Source organism: Acidovorax sp. FG48 (assembly GCF_057809085.1).
In genome coordinates this window covers 282,888-300,732 of the sequence record NZ_JBMDJH010000005.1, presented here as the reverse complement: position 1 = coordinate 300,732, position 17,845 = coordinate 282,888, and the positions used below count along the sequence as shown (strand labels likewise).

Sequence of the window (17,845 nt, the reverse complement as noted above, 5' to 3'; positions counted from 1 at the left end):
GGCGCCGCAGCCCTGGGGGCGCAGGGCCCCGGCACCCATGCGATTGCTATCAATACAATAGCTACTCAGGCATATTGCACTAGCGCAAGCGCCCCAAAACCCTAAAAACCGGCCTGACGCCCTGCAAAAACACGCCGCAGGCGGCCTCTCTCTGCGCTGCGTCAGTCGATCTTCACGTTGGCGTTCTTCACCACCTGTGCCATGCGCGCCGCTTCGCTGCGGAAGAAGGCGGCTGCTGGCTCGGGCGGAGTGAGCTTGATCTCGTAGCCCTGCGCAATCAGCGCGTCGCGCGCCTCGGGCATGTCCATGGCAGCCTTGAAGCCGTTGTACAGCCGCGCCAGCTCGGCCTTGGGCAAGCCTGCGGGCGCCACCGGGGCAATCCACCCATCCAGCTCATAGCCCGGCAGACCTTGCTCGGCAATGGTGAGCACGCCCGGCAATGCCGCCACGCGGGTGGCCGTGGTCACGCCCAGGGCGCGCAATGCGCCCGCCTTGATGTGCGCGGCCGCCGGTGCCACTGCCACCACGCCCAGCTGCACCTGCCCGCCCAGGATGTCGTTCATCAGCGGGCCCATGCCCCGGTAGGGGATGTGCTTGATGTCGAGCTTGGCCTGGTCCACGAACATCGCCGCACCCAGGTGCAGGATGGTGCCGTTGCCCGACGAGCCGTAGTTGAGCACGCCGGGTTTGGACTTGGCCAGGGCAATCAGCTCCTGCACCGTCTTGGCGGGCACCGCAGGGTGCGCGACCAGCACAAACGGCGTGGCGCCCAGGATGGTGATGGGCGTGATGTCGGCCAACGAGTCGAACGGGATGTTCTTGTACACGCTGGGGTTGACCACGTGGTTGTTGGACACCACGCCGATCACCGAGCCGTCCTTGGGCGCCCGCACGATCTGCGTGGTGCCGGTGATGCCACCCGCGCCCGGCAGGTTCTCAATGACGATGGGCAGGCCCAGCGCCTTGGCCAGGCTGGTGCTGATGGCGCGGATGGCGCCGTCAGCCCCTGAGCCCGCCGACAGCGGCAGGATCACGCGCAGCGGCTTGCCGTCGCCCTGGGCGCGCGCCACGCGCGGCAGGCCCCAGGCCGCAGCCGCCAGCGCGGCGGCGCCGGTGGCCAGGGCCTGGCGGCGCGTGGGCAGGCCGTGCGGGGCAGGCGCGATGCGGTGCATGTCAAAAGCAGGGGTGAGCTGGGGCACGGTTGTCTCCGGTAGTGGGGTTGGAATCCGGGGCCTGCGGTCTGCGCCGCGTGAGGAGCCCCGGTCGTCAAGGAAAAATCAGGCAATGGCCCCGCTGGCCTGCAGCGCGGCCACTTCATCGGCCGTGTAGCCCAGGCCCTGCAGCAGCTCGGCCGTGTGCTGGCCCAGGCGGGGCGGGTCGCAGCGCACATCCAGGCGCTGGCCGTCCATGCGCAGCGGCATCAGCGTGATCTGCGCGGTCTGCCCGGCACGTTCGCCATCGGGCAGCGTGATGTCGGCGAGGCCACCGGTGGCCTGCAGGTGCGGGTCGTCAAACAGTTCTTCGGGCCGGCGGATGGGCGCAAACGGCAGTCCGTGGCGCTCAAAGATGGCCGCCAGTTCGTCGGCCGTGTGCTGTGCCAGCCGCTCGCGCAGCACCGGCATCAGCGTGGGGCGGGCGCGCACGCGGTCGTTGTTGGTGGCCAGGCCGGTGTCGGCCTTCAGGTCGGCATAGCCCATGGCGTCGCAGAAGGTCTGCCACTGCGCATCGCTCACGGCGGCCAAAAAGATCTGCCCGCCGTCCTTCACGCTGAACACGTCGTACACGGCCCAGGACGAGATGCGGTCGGGCATGGGCGCGGCCGGTTTGCCGGTGACGGCGTATTGCATCATGTGCTGGCCGACCAGGAACACGTTGTTCTCGAACAGGGCCGAGTCCACCTCCTGCCCGCGCCCGGTGATGCCGCGCTGCATCAGCGCCGCCATCGCACCAATCGCGCCGAACATGCCGCCCATGATGTCGTTCACGCTGCTGCCTGCGCGCAGCGGGTCGCCAGGGCGGCCGGTCATGTAGGCCAGGCCGCCCATCATCTGCACCACTTCGTCCAGCGCCGTGCGGTGCTCGTACGGGCCGGGCAAAAAGCCGGTGTGGTTGACGTAGATGAGGCGCGGGTTGACCTGGCTGAGCGCGGCATAGTCCAGGCCGTATTTGGTCATCACGCCGGGCTTGAAGTTTTGCGCCACCACGTCGGCCGATGCGGCCAGCTTGCGCGCCACCGCCAGGCCCTCGGGGCTGCGCAGGTCGAGCGCGATGCTCTTCTTGTTGCGGTTGAACATGGGGAAGAAGCCCGCGCCCGCGCCCAGCAGGTGGCGGGTGCGGTCGCCGTCCACCGGCTCGACCTTGATGACCTCGGCCCCCAGGTCGGCCAGCACCATGCCGCAGGTGGGGCCCATGACCATATGGGTGAACTCCACCACGCGCAGGCCTTCCAGCGGCAGGCGGGGGGACGAGAGAGGGGCGGATGTGTCGTGCATGTTCAGAGCGTTCAGAAAGGGGTTCAGGCCGTTGCTGCTTCGCGCAGCACGGCGGGTGCGGCATTCTGCGGCAGCCCGGCCTGCCAGAGGGTGCCATGCAGGGTCTCGCCCGCCAGCCATCCGGCCACGCGCTGGCGCAGCGCGAGCAACGCAGTCACATCGATGCCGGTGGCGATGCCCATGCGCTCCAGCATGAACACGAGGTCTTCGGTGGTGACATTGCCGCTGGCGCCCGGCGCGTGCGGGCAGCCGCCGATGCCCGCCAGGCAGGCATCAAAGCGCGTGATGCCTGCCTGCCAGGCGGCATAGACGTTAGCCAGGCCCATGCCGCGCGTGTCGTGGAAATGCGCGCAGGCCAGGCGGTCGCCCACCAGGGCGCGGGCCTTTTCAAACAGCCGGGCGACCGAGGCCGGGTCAGCAAAACCCACGGTGTCGGCCAGGCTCACGTGGTCGGCACCTGCGTCCAGCAGCGCCTGCATCAGGCGCAGCACTTCGCTCTCGGCCACCTCGCCTTGCAGGGTGCAGCCAAAGGCCGTGCCGACGCCGCCTTCGATCAATGTGCGGCGGCCGCTGGCATCGCGCAGCGCGCGGATACGGGCCACCTCGGCCACCACCTCGTCGGGGGTCTTGCGCAGGTTGGCCAGGCTGTGGGCGTGGCTGGCGGACAAGGGCACCACCATCAGGTCGGCACCACATTCCAGCGCGCGCTCGGCGCCTTTGAAATTGGGCACCAGCACCGAGGCCACCAGACCGGGCAACGTTTTGGCGTGGGCCAGCACCTCGGCCGTGTCGGCCAGCTGGGGCAGCAGGCGGGCGGGCACGAAGGAGCCCACCTCGATCTCGCGCTGGCCGGCGGCGTAGGCAGCGTTGATCCATTCAATCTTGTGCGCGGTGGGCACCACCGTGGCGATGCTTTGCAGGCCGTCGCGCAGGCCGACTTCGCGGACGGTGGCGCGGGCCGCCGGGGGGTGCAAGTCAGACGGGATCGGGGAGGTGCGCACGGGATGTCTCTTTGGGGTGGGTCTGGGCAAGATTCTAAAAATTCCCGAATGAATCAGAAAATACATCTCGGAAGCCATAACATTCCCAAACGGAACATCACAATACTTGGAGGTTTGCCATGCGCGACCTGGATCTGCAGACCCTGCGCCTGTTTGCCGCCGTGTGCGAGCAGCGCAGCATTGCGCGCGTGGCGGAGCAGGAGTCCATCGTGGGCTCGGCCATCAGCAAGCGGCTGGCGCAGCTGGAAGACACCGTGGGCACGCCGCTGCTGCTGCGCAAGCGCCGGGGCGTGGTGCCCACCCCGGCGGGCGAGACGCTGCTGGAGCACGCCCGCACCATGCTGGCCAGCGTAGGGCAGATCGAGCGCGACATGGCGGCCTACGCCACCGGCACGCGCGGCCATGTGCGCATGCTGGTCACGGCCTCGGTCATGGCTGAGTCGCTGGCCGACGACGTGGCGGCCTTCTTGCAAGACCCGGCGCACCGCAATATCCAGATCAGCCTGGAAGAACGCGTGAGCCCGGACGTGGTGCAAGGCGTGCGCGACGGCAGCGCGTCCATCGGCATCTGCTGGGACGCGGCCGACCTGTCGGGCCTGGAAACCAGCGCCTACCGCAGCGACCACCTGGCTGTGGTGGCACACGAGTCGCACCCCGTGGCCCAGCTGCAGAGCGTGCGGTTTGCCGACGTGCTGGAGCACGAATTCGTCAGCATGCCCGCGCTCAGTGCAGTGCAGGTGCTGCTGGCGCGCGCCGCTGCGGTAGAAGGGAAAATGCTGGCCCACCGCGTGCTGGTGTCCAACTTTGACGCCGCCCTGCGGGTGGTGCGCGCCAACCTCGCCATCAGCGTGGTGCCGCGCGAAGTGGCCCAGCCGTTTGCCCAGTTGGCACCGGTGCGCATCGTCCCGCTGAGCGACCCCTGGGCCCAGCGGCGCTTTGCCATCTGCTACCGCAGCGCCCAGTGGCTGCCCCCCGCAGCCCAGTTGCTGGTCGCGCATCTGGCGGGGCTGGGGCGCAGCTGACGGGGGCCAAAAACCGTGGCCCTGTCGCAACAGTTTGATACGCAACATTGTATTTTTCGCCACTAGCGCATGTGTGCTGTGCGTTCTGAGCTACTAAACTTGTAGCAAAATGGGTTCCGCGCTATAGTCTCAGCGCATCAGCGGGCCCGGTTGACGGCCGCCCGCACTGAATCCAGATCCAACACTTGCGCGAGGAGAAGCGTCCATGAGCTCCAAAGAAAATGCTTCCATCAACCAGCTTTTCGAGAAACTTGAATGCCGCTATGCGCTGCGCGTGCTGTGGGCCCTGAAGGACGGCCACCCCCAGACGTTCCGCCTGCTGCAGGACAGCGTGGGTGGCATCACCCCCAACACGCTGAACACCCGCATCAAAGAGCTGCGCGAAGCCGGTTTTGTGGACCATGGCAGCGACGGCTACACCGTCACCCCCTCGGGCGCTGACCTGCTCAAGCGCCTGTCGGACGTGCAGGCCTTTGCCACCCGCTGGGTCGCAGGCCGCGCCAAGAAGGCCTGAGCGCTCTCCCCCTCCCCCGTTTGCCCTGCCCCGCAGGGAAAAGCCCCGCCGGACCTCCGCGCGGGGCTTTCGTTAAAATGGGGATCAAAATAGCTTCAAGCGCAATCAATACATGCGCCTGAAGCTATATTTTTAATAGCAACCAAGGAATTCCCATGGCACTGACCACCACCGCATCCGGCCTGCAATACGAAGACACCACCGTGGGCGAAGGCGCCGAAGCCACCGAGGGCCAGAACGTGTCGGTGCACTACACCGGCTGGCTGTATAACAACGGCGAGCAAGGCGCCAAGTTCGACTCCAGCCGCGACCGCAACGACCCCTTTGAATTTGCACTGGGCGCCGGCATGGTCATCAAGGGCTGGGACGAAGGCGTGCAAGGCATGAAGATCGGCGGCCAGCGCACGCTGATCATCCCGGCTGCCCTGGGCTATGGCGCCCGTGGTGCGGGTGGCGTGATCCCCCCGAACGCCACGCTCAAGTTCGACGTGGAACTGCTGAAGGTGGGCCGCTGATCTCAGCCCCCTTCCGGTCTGCATCGGCAAAAACAAAGCGGCCCTCGGGCCGCTTTTTTCATGCTCGCCTGTCTGGCGAACGGTCTGCAGAGTTTGAGCCCCAAGCTCCTATCCAGCCAGAGCGCGCCAAAATCCCAGAGCATCAATCAAACAGCGCCTTGTCCAGCCGCTCGAACTTGGCATCACCCACCGCCTCGCGGATCTTAGGGGCCAGGGCGGCCAGGTCTTCAAAACTGCCGGCTCCCTCCACGGCCAGGTTCAGCCGAAACCCCCGCAAACCCAGGCCTGCCGTCAGCTCGGTGGCGATGGGATAGGCCGCCTTGTAGCGCTCCATGGGAGAGCGTCCCGAGCCTTCAACCGGCGACGCCACCGTGCCCAAATCGGTGGCAGGAGCCTCTGCCAAGGCAGGGGTGGCGGGGCCGGCCACCGGGTTGGCTGCTGCCGCAGGCATCTGCCCACCCACCGGTGCCAGCAGCCCCTGAGCAATCATGGCCTGCACGTCGTCCTGCGTGATGCCCATGGCCGCCGTGGCCGCCAAAATCTCCCCCGTGGTGCGCTTGCCGTCAAAGAGAATGAAGGCCGAGCGCTGGCGTGAACTCAGGCTGCCGTGGCGGTCCTTGAGTGCTTCCTGGCCTGCGGGGGTTTTGACGAGAACCATGAGTCTCCTAGTTATGAGCAAGGGTGGGGAAGGCCGCAAGGCTATCACCCGCAAACCAGAATCCCATGTTTTGGCACCTCTGCAAATCGGGGTTTACACATAACCCCCGCGCAGTGCCCACCCTCACATCTCCGAGCGGATGCGGGGCAGCGGCGGCGCAGGCCGGGTGATCCAGCTGACCACCAGGGTCACAAGCAGGCCACACGGCACCCCAAACACCCCCGCCGAGATGGGCTGGATGCCAAACCACAACCCGTCGGCCAGCAGCCAACGCGGCAGCACCTGCATGGCCGGCACATGCGACAGCATGTAGTACACCGTGATGGCCAGTCCGCCCAGCATGCCGGCCACCGCGCCTTGCCGCGTGGTGCCCCGCCAGAAGATGCCCAACACCATCACCGGCACAAAGGCCGATGCCGCCAGCGAGAACGAGGCCGACACCATGGGCAAAATTTCGGACGGCTTGAGCGCCGCCACAAACGCAGCCGACAAGGCCACGGCCAGCAGCGTGAACTTGGTCAAGATCACGCGCTGCTCAGGCGACGCCTGGCGGCGCGTGTCCTGAAAATAGAGATCGCGCACCAGCGCATTGCTGATGGTGAGCAGCAAACCGTCGGCCGTGGACAGCGCCGCTGCCAACCCCCCCGCCGCCACCAGGCCCGACACCACATAGGGCAACCCGCCCAATTCGGGCGTAGCCAGCATGATGAGGTCGGCCCCCAGACGGATCTCGCCAAACTGGATCAGGCCATCGCCGTTCACATCTTCGACCGACAGCAGCGAGCTGTCCACCCGCGCCCATTGGGCCATCCAGGTGGGCAGGGCCTCGAAACTGCTGCCCACCAGATTCTGCATGACCTCGAACTTCACCAACACCGCCAGCGCGGGCGCGCTGAGGTACAGCAGTGCAATGAAAAACAGCGACCAGCCCACCGACGCGCGCGCCGCCGACACCGTGGGCGACGTGTAATACCTGGTCAGCAGGTGGGGCAGCCCCGCGGTGCCCACCATCAGGCAGAACATCAGCGCGAGGAAGTTGCGGCGCGTGAGCTCGTAGTCGCGTTGCTCCTCCGGCGTGCCATGGGGGTCGCCCGCATAGGCCTGGCTGTGGGGCGGCAGCCCGCCCAGGGGGCGCGCGCGCTCGTAGTTCTCGCGCATCTCGCGGGTCCAGCGCTCGCGGGCCGAAGCCGCATCGCGCGGCAGCGCGGCCAGCTCGCGGCTGGCGGAGACGATGAGGCCCACATCGGCGTTCTGCGCACGCAGCGCCCGGATACGCTCACGGCCCTTCTCACGCTCGCGCTCCAGGGCAGCCTCCACATCCTGCAGGCGTGCCTCGAAGTCTTTGGCGCGCTGCAGGTAGGCCTGTACCACCTGGTGCTCGGCCGGGGAGTCGAGCAGCTGCGCCTCCAGGTCGGCAATCTTGCTGATCTGCGCGCCATACACCAACGGCGCCAGCGGGTTGCCCAGCTGCTTGTACGCCAGCCACGACACCGGGATCATGAACGCCAGCAGCAGCACCACGTACTGCGCCACCTGCGTCCACGTGATGGCCCGCATGCCACCCAGGAACGAGCACAGCAGCACCCCGCCCAGGCCCAGCATGATGCCGATCTCGAACTGCACGCCCGTGAGGCGCGACGCAATCAGCCCCACGCCGTAGATCTGCGCCACCACGTAAGTGAACGAGCACAACACGGCCGCCAGCGCAGCAATCACACGCGGCCAGCGCCCGCCAAAACGCACATGGAAAAAATCGGGAATCGTGTACAGCCCCATGGCACGCAGGTGCGGCGCAATCAGCATGGCGACCAGGCAGAAGCCCCCTGTCCACCCCAGCAGATAGGCCAAACCACCGGCCTGCCCTGGCGTGCCCGAGAAGCCCTGCAGGTACAGCGCGCCCGACAGGCTGATGAAGGACGCCGCACTCATCCAGTCGGCCGCCGTGGCCATGCCGTTGTACATGGGCGGAATGCGCCGCCCCGCCACGTAATAGTCCTCGGGGTCGGTCGTGCGGCCGTACACGCCGATGCCGGCGTACACCATGACGGTGAGGAACAGAAAAATCGGGCCGATCCAGTGGCGCGACAGCCCCTGGTGCTCGGCCCAGGTCATCAGGGCCAGAAAACCCAGCACCCCCGCCACGTACAGCGCCAGGATGCGGTGCAACCGCCACAAATAGGCGCGGTCCGCCGCAGCGCTGCCCGGCTTGCGCTCAGCCATGGGCGCGGTCTTCTGCGGCAGGGGCGGAAAGCTCCAGCGCCTCGCGCTGCTGCTGGTCCTGCCGCTCAAAACGGTTCATGGCCCAGCCGTAAGCGACCACGATCGCGATGAACACCAGCACCGCACCCTGCGCCGCAATCCAGTAGCCCAGGGGCCAGCCCCCCACCACCAGCACCTGCAGGTCGCGGGCGAAGTAGGTGGAGCCAAACGACACCAGGGCCCAGAGCAGGAGCAAACCTGCCTTGAGCCACAGGTGGCGCACGTCGTGCAAATCGGGGGGAAACGGCCCCGCCATCTCGGCGTCGGCGGGGCGGTTGGCGGGCTGCTGCAACGGCATCACGGGCGCGGCATCACGGACGCGATGGCGGGTGGTGCAGTGGGCACATGGTGCACAGGGCAGCCCGGTCGGTGCGTCAGCCTGCCAGTTGCTGCCAGGTGGCAATCACGCTGTCGGGGTTGAGCGAGATCGACGAGATGCCTTCCTTGGCCAGCCACTGCGCAAAGTCGGGGTGGTCGCTGGGGCCCTGGCCGCAGATGCCGATGTACTTGCCCTGGGCCAGGCAGGCCTTGATGGCCTGGTGGATCAGTGCCTCCACAGCGGGGTCGCGCTCGTCAAAGTCTTGCGCCAGCAGCTCCAGGCCCGAGTCGCGGTCCAGCCCCAGCGTGAGCTGGGTCAGGTCGTTGGAGCCGATGGAGAAGCCGTCGAAGAACTCCAGGAAGCGCTCGGCCAGGATGGCGTTGCTGGGCACTTCGCACATCATGATGACCTTGAGGTCGTCCTTGCCACGCTGCAGGCCATGCGATGCGAGCAGCTTGGTCACGCGCTCGGCCTGGCCCAGCGTGCGCACAAAGGGCACCATCACTTGCACGTTGGTCAGGCCCATGTCGTTGCGCACGCGCTTCAATGCCTCGCACTCCATCGCAAAGGCTTCGCCGAAGTCTTCGCTGATGTAGCGGGCGGCGCCGCGGAAGCCCAGCATCGGGTTTTCTTCCTCGGGCTCATAGCGGCTGCCGCCGATCAGCTTGCGGTATTCGTTGGACTTGAAGTCCGACAGGCGCACAATGACGGGCTTGGGCCAGAAGGCGGCGGCGATGGTCGCCACGCCTTCAGCGACCTTGTCCACATAGAACGCACGGGGTGACGCGTGGCCACGGGCCACGGATTCCACGGCCTTCTTCAGGTCGGCGTCGATCTGGGGGTAGTCCAGGATCGCCTTGGGGTGCACACCAATGTTGTTGTTGATGATGAACTCCAGGCGAGCCAGGCCCACGCCAGAGTTGGGCAGCTGGGCAAAGTCGAAAGCCAGCTGGGGGTTGCCCACGTTCATCATGATCTTGGTTTGGATGGGGGGCATCTCGCCGCGCTGCACTTCGGTCACTTCGGTTTCGAGCAGGCCGTCGTAGATCTTGCCCGTGTCGCCCTCGGAGCAGCTCACCGTGACCAGCGTGCCGTCTTTCAGGCGCTCGGTCGCGTCGCCACAGCCCACCACCGCCGGAATGCCCAGCTCGCGCGCAATGATGGCGGCGTGGCAGGTGCGGCCGCCCCGGTTGGTGACGATGGCGCTGGCGCGCTTCATCACGGGTTCCCAGTTGGGGTCGGTCATGTCGGTCACCAGCACATCACCGGGCTGGACCTTGTCCATCTCGGAAATGTTGTGCACCAGGCGCACGGGGCCGGTGCCGATCTTCTGGCCAATGGCGCGGCCCTCGGCCAGCACGGTGCCGTGGCCCTTGAGCTTGTAGCGCAGCTCGGCCTGGCCCTTGGCCTGGCTCTTCACCGTCTCAGGGCGGGCCTGCAGGATGTAGAGCTGGCCGTCGGTGCCGTCCTTGCCCCACTCGATGTCCATGGGGCGGCCGTAGTGCTGCTCAATCACCAGCGCGTAGCGGGCCAGTTGCTCCACGTCGGCGTCGGTCAGCGAGTAGCGGTTGCGCTGCTCGGTGGGCACATCAATAGTCTTGACCAGCTTGCCGCTGGCGGCCTTTTCCTCGGGGGTGGAGAACACCATCTGGATCAGCTTGCTGCCCAGGTTGCGGCGGATCAGCGCCTTCTTGCCCGCCTTGAGCATGGGCTTGTGCACGTAGAACTCGTCGGGGTTCACGGCGCCCTGCACCACCGTCTCGCCCAGGCCGTAGCTGCTGGTGATGAACACCACGTCTTCAAAGCCGGATTCGGTGTCGATGGTGAACATCACACCGGCAGCGCCGAGGTCGGAGCGCACCATGCGCTGCACACCCGCCGACAGGGCGACTACGTCGTGCTCGAAACCCTTGTGCACGCGGTAGGAGATGGCACGGTCGTTGTACAGCGACGCGAACACTTCCTTCATCTTGTGCATGACTTCGTCGATGCCCACCACGTTCAGGAAGGTTTCCTGCTGGCCGGCAAACGATGCGTCGGGCAAGTCTTCGGCTGTGGCGGACGAGCGCACGGCAAACGAGGCAGCTGGGTTGCCAGCACTCAGCTTGGCAAATTCGTCGGCAATGGCCTTTTGCAGGTCAGCCGGGAAGGGCTGGGCCTCGACCATGGCACGGATTTCGGCGCCGACCTGCGCGAGGGCGCGCACGTCTTCGGTGTCCAGGCTCTTGAGCTTGGCGCTGATGCGGTCGGCCAGGCCGTCGTAGGCCAGGAATTCACGGAACGCGTGGGCGGTGGTGGCGAACCCGGTGGGCACGCGCACGCCTTGCGGCAGTTGGGAGATCATCTCGCCGAGGCTGGCGTTTTTACCGCCAACGACCTCGACATCGGTCATTCTCAGGTTTTCAAACGGTACGACCAGGGCGGTCGGGCTGAAAAGTGCAGACATGGGAAAGCTCCAGAAGTTGAAACCGGGTCTGCGTGCCGGGCCCTGGATGGCTCCTGGCAGGCGGCCATGCACGGCCTGAGGCTTTGTCGTTGTGGTTGTGGGCCGACGCGGTGCATGGTGAGAATTGGATAATTGTGACAATTGTAGGCCCGAGCTTCTGGCAACGGGCTGACGCTTTCACGCGACTGACGCAAAACGGGTCATTGCCACCTTTTGGTGGTGTCCACCCCGCTAGCGCAAGCCGCATCCAAAAAAAGGGGCTCCATGCACTCGCGCACCGTATTTTTTGTCTCTGACGGCACCGGCATCACCGCCGAAACCTTCGGCAACGCCATCCTGGCCCAGTTTGAGATGAAGCCGCGCCATGTGCGCCTGCCCTTCATCGACACCGTGGACAAGGCCCACCAGGCGGTGCGGCAAATCAACCACACCGGCGAGGTCGAGGGCAAAAAGCCCATCGTCTTCACCACCCTGGTCAACATGGAGGTGCTTAAAGTGATCCAGGACGGCTGCAAGGGCATGCTGCTGGACATGTTTGGCACCTTTGTGCACCCGCTGGAGCAGGAGCTGGGCATCAAGTCGCACCACCGCGTGGGCCGCTTCAGCGACGTGAGCCGCAGCAAGGAATACACCGACCGCATCGAAGCCATCAACTTCAGCCTGGCCCACGACGACGGCCAGAGCAACCGCGACCTGGCCGGTGCCGACGTGATCCTGGTGGGCGTGAGCCGCAGCGGCAAGACCCCCACCAGCCTGTACCTGGCCATGCAGTGCGGCCTTAAAGCGGCCAACTACCCGCTGATCCCCGAAGACTTCGAGCGCCGCCAGCTGCCCCCTGCCCTGGTGCCGTTTCGCAGCAAGATCTTCGGCCTGACCATCAGCCCCGACCGTCTGGCCGAGATCCGCGCCGAGCGCCGCCCCAACTCCAAATACGCCAGTATCGAAAACTGCCGCGCCGAGGTGGCCGAGGCCGAGGCCATGATGCGCCGCGCGGGCATCCGGTGGCTGTCCACCACCACCAAGTCCATCGAAGAGATTGCGACCACCATCCTGCAGGAAGTGCGGCCGGAGCGGCTGGTGTATTGAGGCTGGTGTACTGACCCTGGCGTGCACTGCAACCAGGTTCAGCATGGCGCCTGCGCTTTGGCCCCCAGGCTCGGAGCTCACGGTTCCAGCAATGCTGCCGCGAAAAGCTATTAAATTGATAGCTTCAGAGGCATGATGCACTAGCGCTTGCGCCCGTTTTTGTTCAAAAATCCGCTCAAAGACAAAACGGCAGGCACTGCAAGACGCAGCGGTGGCAGGCAGTTCAAGGGGCCAGGGCCCCTCTGCACACGCCGCCCTATTTCACTGCAAAGCGCACATTCGCCGCCTTCTTGCCCGGCAGCGTCACCAGCGCCACCACCTTGGTACCCGGTGCCACCTTGAAGGCGCCCTTGGCTTCGAGCTTGCCCTCGCCCGCAGGCGCCAGCACCGCCTCGGATTTTTCGGTGCCGTTCAGCAGGGTGAGCTTGGCGCTCATGCCCTCGGTCTTTGCGGGTTTGCCGTGGTCGCGCAGGTACAGGGTGAGGGTGTCGGGCTGGGCGACGAGTTCGTAGTCCATGTCGTTGGCCTCGGCCACGGTGCCGCCGTGTTGGGGCTTGTGGTCGTGGCCTGCACCGTGGTCGCCAGCGGCATGGGCGGCGGTGGTGGCCACAGCGGCAAAAGCCAGGACGGTGAAGAGATGGCGGGTGGTTTTCATGAGAGTCCTTTCAAAAGGTGGATGAAAAAAGCAAAGCTCAGAACGCCTCGGCGTTCTTGTCGTCCAGCAGACGTTCGGCATCCTTGCGGCCAAACAGCCAGAACATTGCCGGGGTGAGGAAGGTGTCGAGCAGCGTCGAGCTGATGAGGCCGCTGAAGATGACCACCGCCACCGGGTGCAGGATTTCGGTGCCGGGACGTTCGGCCTCCAGCAGCAGCGGGGCCAGGGCGAAGGCGGTGACCAGGGCGGTCATCAGCACGGGGCTCAGGCGCTCCAGCGAGCCGCGCACGATCATGGCGGTGTCAAAGCGCTCGCCTTCCACGCGCATCAGGTTGAGGTAGTGGCTCACCTTCAAAATGCCGTTGCGCACCGAGATGCCCGCCAGTGTGATGAAGCCGATCAGCGCCGCCACCGACAGCGGCTGGCCCGACACCCACAGCCCCAGTACCGCACCCACCAGCGCCAACGGTATGTTGGCCATGATGAGGGCCGAGAGCGTGGCCGAGCGGTAGCGCGTGTAGAGCACCACAAACATCAGCGCCAGCGAGACGATGGCCAGCAGGCCCACCAGGCGGCCGGCTTCTTCCTGCGCCTGAAACTGGCCGCCCAGGGTGATGAAGTAGCCCTCGGGCAGGCGGGTGTCGCCCACGGCCTGGCGGATGTCGGCCACCACGTCGGACAGCGCCCGGCCCTGCGCGTTGGCCGAGAGCACGATGCGGCGCTTGCCGTCGTCGCGGCTGATCTGGTTGGGGCCATCGCCCTCTTCGATGGTGGCCAGGCGCAACAGGGGCACGGGGCCGCGTGGCGTGTCGATCAGCACACGCGCCAGGCCGTCAATGGAGCGTGCGCTGTCGGGCAGGCGCACCACCAGCGCAAAGCGGCGGCTGCCTTCCACCACCTGGGCCACTTTTTCGCCCTCCACCAGCGTCTGCAGCGCGGCCAGCACCTGGGGTGCGGGCACGCCCATTTGTGCAGCGGCGGCGTAGTCCACGCGCACGGTGATCTGCGGCGCCAGCACCTGCTTTTCCACCTCCAGGTCGGCCAGGCCGGGGATGCCCGCCAGCCGCGCGCGCAGGGCCTCGGCCTGGCCGCGCAGCGTGTCCAGGTCGTCGCCAAAGAGCTTGATGGCAATTTGCGAGCGCACGCCCGAGAGCATGTGGTCGATGCGGTGCGAGATGGGCTGGCCAATGGCGATGGCGGCAGGCAGGTGCGCGAGGCGGCCGCGGATGTCGGCCTGCACCTCGGCCATGCTGCGCTTCAGCTCGGCGGCAGGCAGCAGGCCCACATCCAGCTCGCTCACATGCACGCCTTCGGCATGTTCGTCCAGCTCGGCGCGGCCGCTGCGCCGGCCCACGTGCGTGACCTCGGGCACCTGGCGCACCAGCACCTCGGCCTGGCGGGCCAGCGCGCTCGATTCGGCCAGCGTGACGCCGGGGTTAAGCCGCATGCCGATGAGCAGCGTGCCTTCGTTGAAGGGCGGCAAGAACGTGGTGGGAAAAAACGGCACCGCCGCTGCCGACAGCGCCACCGCCGCCGCGCTCACGGCCAGGGCTGTGCGCGGGCGCGCCAGCACGGCCGCAAGCCCGTTGCGGTAGCGCGCTTTGAGCCAAGCCACCACGCGGGTGTCGCCGTGGTCGAGGTTCTTCATGCGCGGCAGCAGGTAGAAAGCCAGCACCGGCGTGACGGTGACCGACACCAGCAGCGAGGCCAGCGTGGACACGATGAACGCAATGCCCAGCGGCACAAACAGCCGCCCCTCGATGCCCGGCAGCGCAAACAGCGGCAAGAACACCAGCACGATGATGGCCGTGGCATACAGGATGCCCGAGCGCACCTCCATCGACGCGAGCTTGACCACCTCGATGGGGTGCAGGCGGTGGTTCGGGTGCTTGGCGCGGTCCACCTTCAGGCGGCGCAGCACGTTTTCCACATCGACCACCGCGTCGTCCACCAGGCCGCCGATAGCAATGGCCAGGCCGCCCAGCGTCATAGTGTTGATCGACAGGCCGAAGTACTTGAACACCAGCGCCGTGATGAAGATGGACACCGGGATGGCCGTGAGCGCAATCACCGTGGGCCGCAGCGTGCCGAGGAACACGAACAGGATCACCGCCACAAACACCGAGGCGCCCATGAGCTTGCCCTGCAAGGTGGTGACCGAGGCCTCGATAAAACTCGCCTGGCGGAAGGTGACGCGGGGCGCCTCCATGCCGGCGGGCAGCGAATTTTTCAGGTCCACCAACGCGGCCTCGATGCTGCGGGTGAGGCCGATGGTGTCGGCCGTGGGCTGCTTCTGGATGCCCAGGATGACGGCGCCCTGCCCTTCAAAGCCTGCGTCGCCACGCTTGGTAGCAGCGGCAAAGGTGGCGTCGGCCACCTGGCGCAGCAGCACGCTTTGGCCGTTTTTGGCGGTGAGGGCCAGGTTCTGCAGGTCTTCGAGCCGCGAGGTGCGGCCCAGGTGGCGGATGAGGTATTCGCGCCCGCCCAGCTCCAGAAACCCGCCCGAGGTGTTGGCCGCAAAGCCCTTGAGCGCACCCGTGAGCTGGTCGTGCGTGATGCCCAGCGCCGCCATGCGCGCCGTGTCGGGCAGCACCTGGAACTGGCGCACCTCACCCCCGATGGGGATCACCTGCGCCACGCCGGGGATGGCCATGAGGCGCGGGCGCAGCACCCAGTCGGCGTACTCGCGCACGGCCATAGGCGTGGTCTTGCCCGCGTCGATGGGGATGGCCACCTGCATGATCTCGCCCATGATGGAGCTGATGGGCCCCATGCGCGGCGTGATGCCGCTGGGCAGGCCCTCTTCCATGGACGACAGGCGTTCGGACACCATCTGCCGCGCGCGGTAGATCTCGGTGCTCCAGTCGAAGGTGACGTAGATGAACGACAGGCCTGCACTGGAGGTGGAGCGCACGCTCTCCACGCCGGGCAGGCCGTTCATGGTGGTCTCCAGCGGGAAGGTGATGAGCTGCTCCACCTCTTCAGCAGCCATGCCGCCCGCCTCGGTCATGAGGGTGACGGTGGGTTTGTTGAGATCAGGGAACACGTCCACCGGCGTGCGCGAAAGCGTGAAGGCGCCATAGGCCATGAGCACGGCGGCGGCGATGAGCACCAGCAGCCGGTTGGTCAGGCTGTTTTCTAGAAGCCACTTGAACATAGCGACTCCTTAGCGGACCTGGTTGATGAGCGTGGCGCCCTGCGTGGCCACGCGATCGCCGGGCTGGAGGCCCGAGGTGATGGCCACTGAGGCGCCATCCAGCGGCACCGCCGTGACCACCCGGGGCACAAAGCGCTCGGGCGACTCCTTGACCCAGACGATGGTCTGGTTGGCCAGGTTGCGCAGCAGCGCGGCAGCGGGCACTTGCACGCCATCGACCTTGTCGGTGGACTGCACGAACACCCGCACCGGCTGACCCAGGGCCAAGGTGCCAAGCGCAGACGAGTCACCCGCAAACTGCAGCGGCTGCGCCTGATCACGCAGGCTGCGCGCCGCGCCCAGAAAGCGCAGTGGCACGCGCTGCCCGCCCACGGCCAGCGTGGCACCGGCCACGCTGTGGGCCTGGGCGGCGTCGTAGGCCAGGGCCTCGATGCGCAGGCGCGATGGGTCTACCACCTCAAACACCAGCTCGCGCGCATCCACCACCTGCCCAGCCACGGCATTGGCCGAAGCGATCACGCCCGAAACGGGGGCCACCAGCGCATCGCGTGTGGCCAGGCCCGCGCCCACGGCGCCCAGGCGCTGGGTGAGGCTGTGCAGCTCGCTCTCGGCGGCCTCGATGTCCTTGCGCGGCACGGTGTCTGCCAGCTCCGTCAGGCGCGCCACGCGCCGCGCGGCCAGGTCGCGTGCAGCGCGCAGCTCGGCCTGCTGGGCCAGTTGGTTGGAGCGCTCAATGGCGCCCGCCGTGGGCACCACGTAGGCCAGCACCTCGCCCTTGCGCACCGCCTGGCCTACGCCAGGCAGGCCCTTGGGCCCGGCCTCCAGCCGCCCGGCCAACACGGCCTGCACTTTGCCACCCGCGTTGGGGTCCATCACCACGGTGCCTGCCAGTTCAAAAGCCTTGGCGTGTTGCCCCGTGGCTGCCACCAGAGTGCGCACGCCCAGTTGGCGCTGCGCGGGTTTGGGCAGAAACACGCTGCCATCGGGCTGGCGGCTGGGGCCGTTGCCGGTGGGTGCGGGCGGTGCGTCACCATGGTCGTGGCCTGGGCCTGCCGAAGCAGGCACAGGGGCGCTGAGCGCGGCAGCCATGAGCAGGGCCAGCAAAGAGGGCATGGGGTGGAAGCGCTTCATGCGGCACCTCCCACGCGCTGGGTGTTGCCCATGCGGGCAACGCGGCCCCGGCGCAGGCGCCATGCGGCAGCCAGCGCCAGCAGCACAGCGGCTGCGGCGCCTGCCATCAGCGTAGTGCGGCGCGCCAGCCCCGAGGGGGCGGCATCGGTGTGGGCGGCGGGGTGCAGGTCGATCTCGCCTGCGAGCAGATCAGAGTCAGTGCCTGCGGCCACGGTGGCGGTGACGGGGCTCACGCCCTCGGCCAGCGGGGCGGCCAGGGTGGCCTGGAACTCGCCCTCAGCCACGCGGGTGACGGGCACGTTGGTGCCAGCAATGTCCAACTCCAGCCGGGCGTCTTTCACGGGGCTGTTGTCGCCCGCGTGGTCTAGGTAGAGCGCGATTTTTTGTCCGTCAAGCACGCCCACCAGCTCAAACAGGTCGGAGGTGGCGGCAAAGCGCGGCAGGGCCGTGCCCGCTGCGGCAGCGGGGGCTTCGCCATGGTCGTGGCCTGGGCCCGCCAGTGCGGTGGCCGGTAACAGGCCCAGCAACAGGGCCAATCCCAGGGTAGAGAAAGTGGAAGAGAGTTTCATAGTGATCTTCAAAAGTGGTGA

Annotated in this window: 15 protein-coding genes; 4 read left to right on the top strand and 11 right to left on the bottom strand. The window is 66.9% G+C overall.

The features are described 5' to 3' along the window. Nucleotides 1–161: 161 nt before the first annotated feature. From ACODSU_RS10200 to ACODSU_RS10190, 3 genes are all read right to left on the bottom strand, one after another. Nucleotides 162–1,172 carry a tripartite tricarboxylate transporter substrate-binding protein gene (locus tag ACODSU_RS10200; protein ID WP_488842174.1) on the bottom strand — a complete coding sequence of 337 codons (1,011 nt, stop codon included), beginning with the start codon at nt 1,170–1,172 and terminating at the stop codon, nt 162–164. Nucleotides 1,173–1,277: 105 nt separating this feature from the next. Continuing rightward, nucleotides 1,278–2,492, bottom strand: a complete 1,215-nt coding sequence (locus ACODSU_RS10195) for a CaiB/BaiF CoA transferase family protein (RefSeq protein WP_488842114.1) — start codon at nt 2,490–2,492, stop codon at nt 1,278–1,280. Nucleotides 2,493–2,515: 23 nt separating this feature from the next. Continuing rightward, nucleotides 2,516–3,493 carry a hydroxymethylglutaryl-CoA lyase gene (locus tag ACODSU_RS10190; RefSeq protein WP_488842112.1) on the bottom strand — a complete coding sequence of 326 codons (978 nt, stop codon included), beginning with the start codon at nt 3,491–3,493 and terminating at the stop codon, nt 2,516–2,518. A gap of 119 nt (nt 3,494–3,612) precedes the next feature. On the opposite strand from ACODSU_RS10190, the gene ACODSU_RS10185 reads away from it, so the two are divergent. From ACODSU_RS10185 to ACODSU_RS10175, 3 genes are all read left to right on the top strand, one after another. Next, nucleotides 3,613–4,515: a LysR family transcriptional regulator gene (locus ACODSU_RS10185; protein ID WP_099729820.1), complete on the top strand. Its 903-nt coding sequence runs from the start codon at nt 3,613–3,615 to the stop codon at nt 4,513–4,515. Between the two features lie 205 nt (nt 4,516–4,720). Continuing rightward, nucleotides 4,721–5,029, top strand: coding sequence for a winged helix-turn-helix transcriptional regulator (locus ACODSU_RS10180; RefSeq protein ID WP_015013381.1), 309 nt, complete (start codon nt 4,721–4,723; stop codon nt 5,027–5,029). Between the two features lie 155 nt (nt 5,030–5,184). Further along, a complete protein-coding gene (locus ACODSU_RS10175) occupies nt 5,185–5,544 on the top strand; it encodes an FKBP-type peptidyl-prolyl cis-trans isomerase (RefSeq protein WP_488842111.1) in 360 nt (119 codons plus the stop codon). A gap of 142 nt (nt 5,545–5,686) precedes the next feature. On the opposite strand, the gene ACODSU_RS10170 is transcribed toward ACODSU_RS10175, so the two are convergent. The 4 genes from ACODSU_RS10170 to ppsA all read right to left on the bottom strand — a co-directional run bounded on the left by ACODSU_RS10170 (nt 5,687) and on the right by ppsA (nt 11,226). Beyond that, nucleotides 5,687–6,202: a hypothetical protein gene (locus ACODSU_RS10170; protein ID WP_343734323.1), complete on the bottom strand. Its 516-nt coding sequence runs from the start codon at nt 6,200–6,202 to the stop codon at nt 5,687–5,689. Nucleotides 6,203–6,325: 123 nt separating this feature from the next. After that, nucleotides 6,326–8,422: a VC_2705 family sodium/solute symporter gene (locus ACODSU_RS10165; RefSeq protein WP_422849187.1), complete on the bottom strand. Its 2,097-nt coding sequence runs from the start codon at nt 8,420–8,422 to the stop codon at nt 6,326–6,328. Further along, nucleotides 8,415–8,759, bottom strand: a complete 345-nt coding sequence (locus ACODSU_RS10160) for a DUF4212 domain-containing protein (protein ID WP_422849634.1) — start codon at nt 8,757–8,759, stop codon at nt 8,415–8,417. The genes ACODSU_RS10165 and ACODSU_RS10160 overlap by 8 nt, the downstream gene beginning before the upstream one ends. A 76-nt stretch (nt 8,760–8,835) precedes the next feature. Beyond that, the gene (ppsA, locus tag ACODSU_RS10155; protein ID WP_488842109.1) at nt 8,836–11,226 is read right to left on the bottom strand and encodes a phosphoenolpyruvate synthase; all 2,391 of its coding nucleotides are present in this window, start codon (nt 11,224–11,226) and stop codon (nt 8,836–8,838) included. Nucleotides 11,227–11,490: 264 nt separating this feature from the next. On the opposite strand from ppsA, the gene ppsR reads away from it, so the two are divergent. After that, nucleotides 11,491–12,312, top strand: coding sequence for a posphoenolpyruvate synthetase regulatory kinase/phosphorylase PpsR (gene ppsR / locus ACODSU_RS10150; RefSeq protein WP_015013375.1), 822 nt, complete (start codon nt 11,491–11,493; stop codon nt 12,310–12,312). Nucleotides 12,313–12,568: 256 nt separating this feature from the next. Here ppsR and ACODSU_RS10145 read toward each other — a convergent pair whose 3' ends face one another. From ACODSU_RS10145 to ACODSU_RS10130, 4 genes are read right to left on the bottom strand one after another with little or no spacing between them, the layout of a single operon-like run. Continuing rightward, nucleotides 12,569–12,967, bottom strand: a complete 399-nt coding sequence (locus tag ACODSU_RS10145; RefSeq protein ID WP_488842107.1) for a hypothetical protein — start codon at nt 12,965–12,967, stop codon at nt 12,569–12,571. A 37-nt stretch (nt 12,968–13,004) separates the two neighbouring features. After that, nucleotides 13,005–16,124 carry an efflux RND transporter permease subunit gene (locus ACODSU_RS10140; protein WP_488842105.1) on the bottom strand — a complete coding sequence of 1,040 codons (3,120 nt, stop codon included), beginning with the start codon at nt 16,122–16,124 and terminating at the stop codon, nt 13,005–13,007. Nucleotides 16,125–16,133: 9 nt separating this feature from the next. Further along, complete coding sequence (locus ACODSU_RS10135) at nt 16,134–17,255, bottom strand: efflux RND transporter periplasmic adaptor subunit (protein WP_488842103.1); 1,122 nt, start codon at nt 17,253–17,255, stop codon at nt 16,134–16,136. After that, a complete protein-coding gene (locus ACODSU_RS10130; RefSeq protein WP_110959249.1) occupies nt 17,252–17,824 on the bottom strand; it encodes a hypothetical protein in 573 nt (190 codons plus the stop codon). The genes ACODSU_RS10135 and ACODSU_RS10130 overlap by 4 nt, the downstream gene beginning before the upstream one ends. Between the last annotated feature and the right edge of the window lie 21 nt (nt 17,825–17,845).

Bases quoted from the DNA above. Each gene is read 5' to 3' on its own strand.
- ACODSU_RS10185 (WP_099729820.1), top strand. From the start codon at position 3,613: ATGCGCGACCTGGATCTGCAGACCCTGCGCCTGTTTGCCGCCGTGTGC.
- ACODSU_RS10180 (WP_015013381.1), top strand. From the start codon at position 4,721: ATGAGCTCCAAAGAAAATGCTTCCATCAACCAGCTTTTCGAGAAACTT.
- ACODSU_RS10175 (WP_488842111.1), top strand. From the start codon at position 5,185: ATGGCACTGACCACCACCGCATCCGGCCTGCAATACGAAGACACCACC.
- ACODSU_RS10135 (WP_488842103.1), bottom strand. From the start codon at position 17,255: ATGAAGCGCTTCCACCCCATGCCCTCTTTGCTGGCCCTGCTCATGGCT.
- ACODSU_RS10165 (WP_422849187.1), bottom strand. From the start codon at position 8,422: ATGGCTGAGCGCAAGCCGGGCAGCGCTGCGGCGGACCGCGCCTATTTG.
- ACODSU_RS10145 (WP_488842107.1), bottom strand. From the start codon at position 12,967: ATGAAAACCACCCGCCATCTCTTCACCGTCCTGGCTTTTGCCGCTGTG.
- ppsA (WP_488842109.1), bottom strand. From the start codon at position 11,226: ATGTCTGCACTTTTCAGCCCGACCGCCCTGGTCGTACCGTTTGAAAAC.
- ACODSU_RS10200 (WP_488842174.1), bottom strand. From the start codon at position 1,172: ATGCACCGCATCGCGCCTGCCCCGCACGGCCTGCCCACGCGCCGCCAG.
- ACODSU_RS10170 (WP_343734323.1), bottom strand. From the start codon at position 6,202: ATGGTTCTCGTCAAAACCCCCGCAGGCCAGGAAGCACTCAAGGACCGC.
- ACODSU_RS10195 (WP_488842114.1), bottom strand. From the start codon at position 2,492: ATGCACGACACATCCGCCCCTCTCTCGTCCCCCCGCCTGCCGCTGGAA.
- ACODSU_RS10160 (WP_422849634.1), bottom strand. From the start codon at position 8,759: ATGCCGTTGCAGCAGCCCGCCAACCGCCCCGCCGACGCCGAGATGGCG.
- ACODSU_RS10130 (WP_110959249.1), bottom strand. From the start codon at position 17,824: ATGAAACTCTCTTCCACTTTCTCTACCCTGGGATTGGCCCTGTTGCTG.
- ACODSU_RS10140 (WP_488842105.1), bottom strand. From the start codon at position 16,124: ATGTTCAAGTGGCTTCTAGAAAACAGCCTGACCAACCGGCTGCTGGTG.
- ppsR (WP_015013375.1), top strand. From the start codon at position 11,491: ATGCACTCGCGCACCGTATTTTTTGTCTCTGACGGCACCGGCATCACC.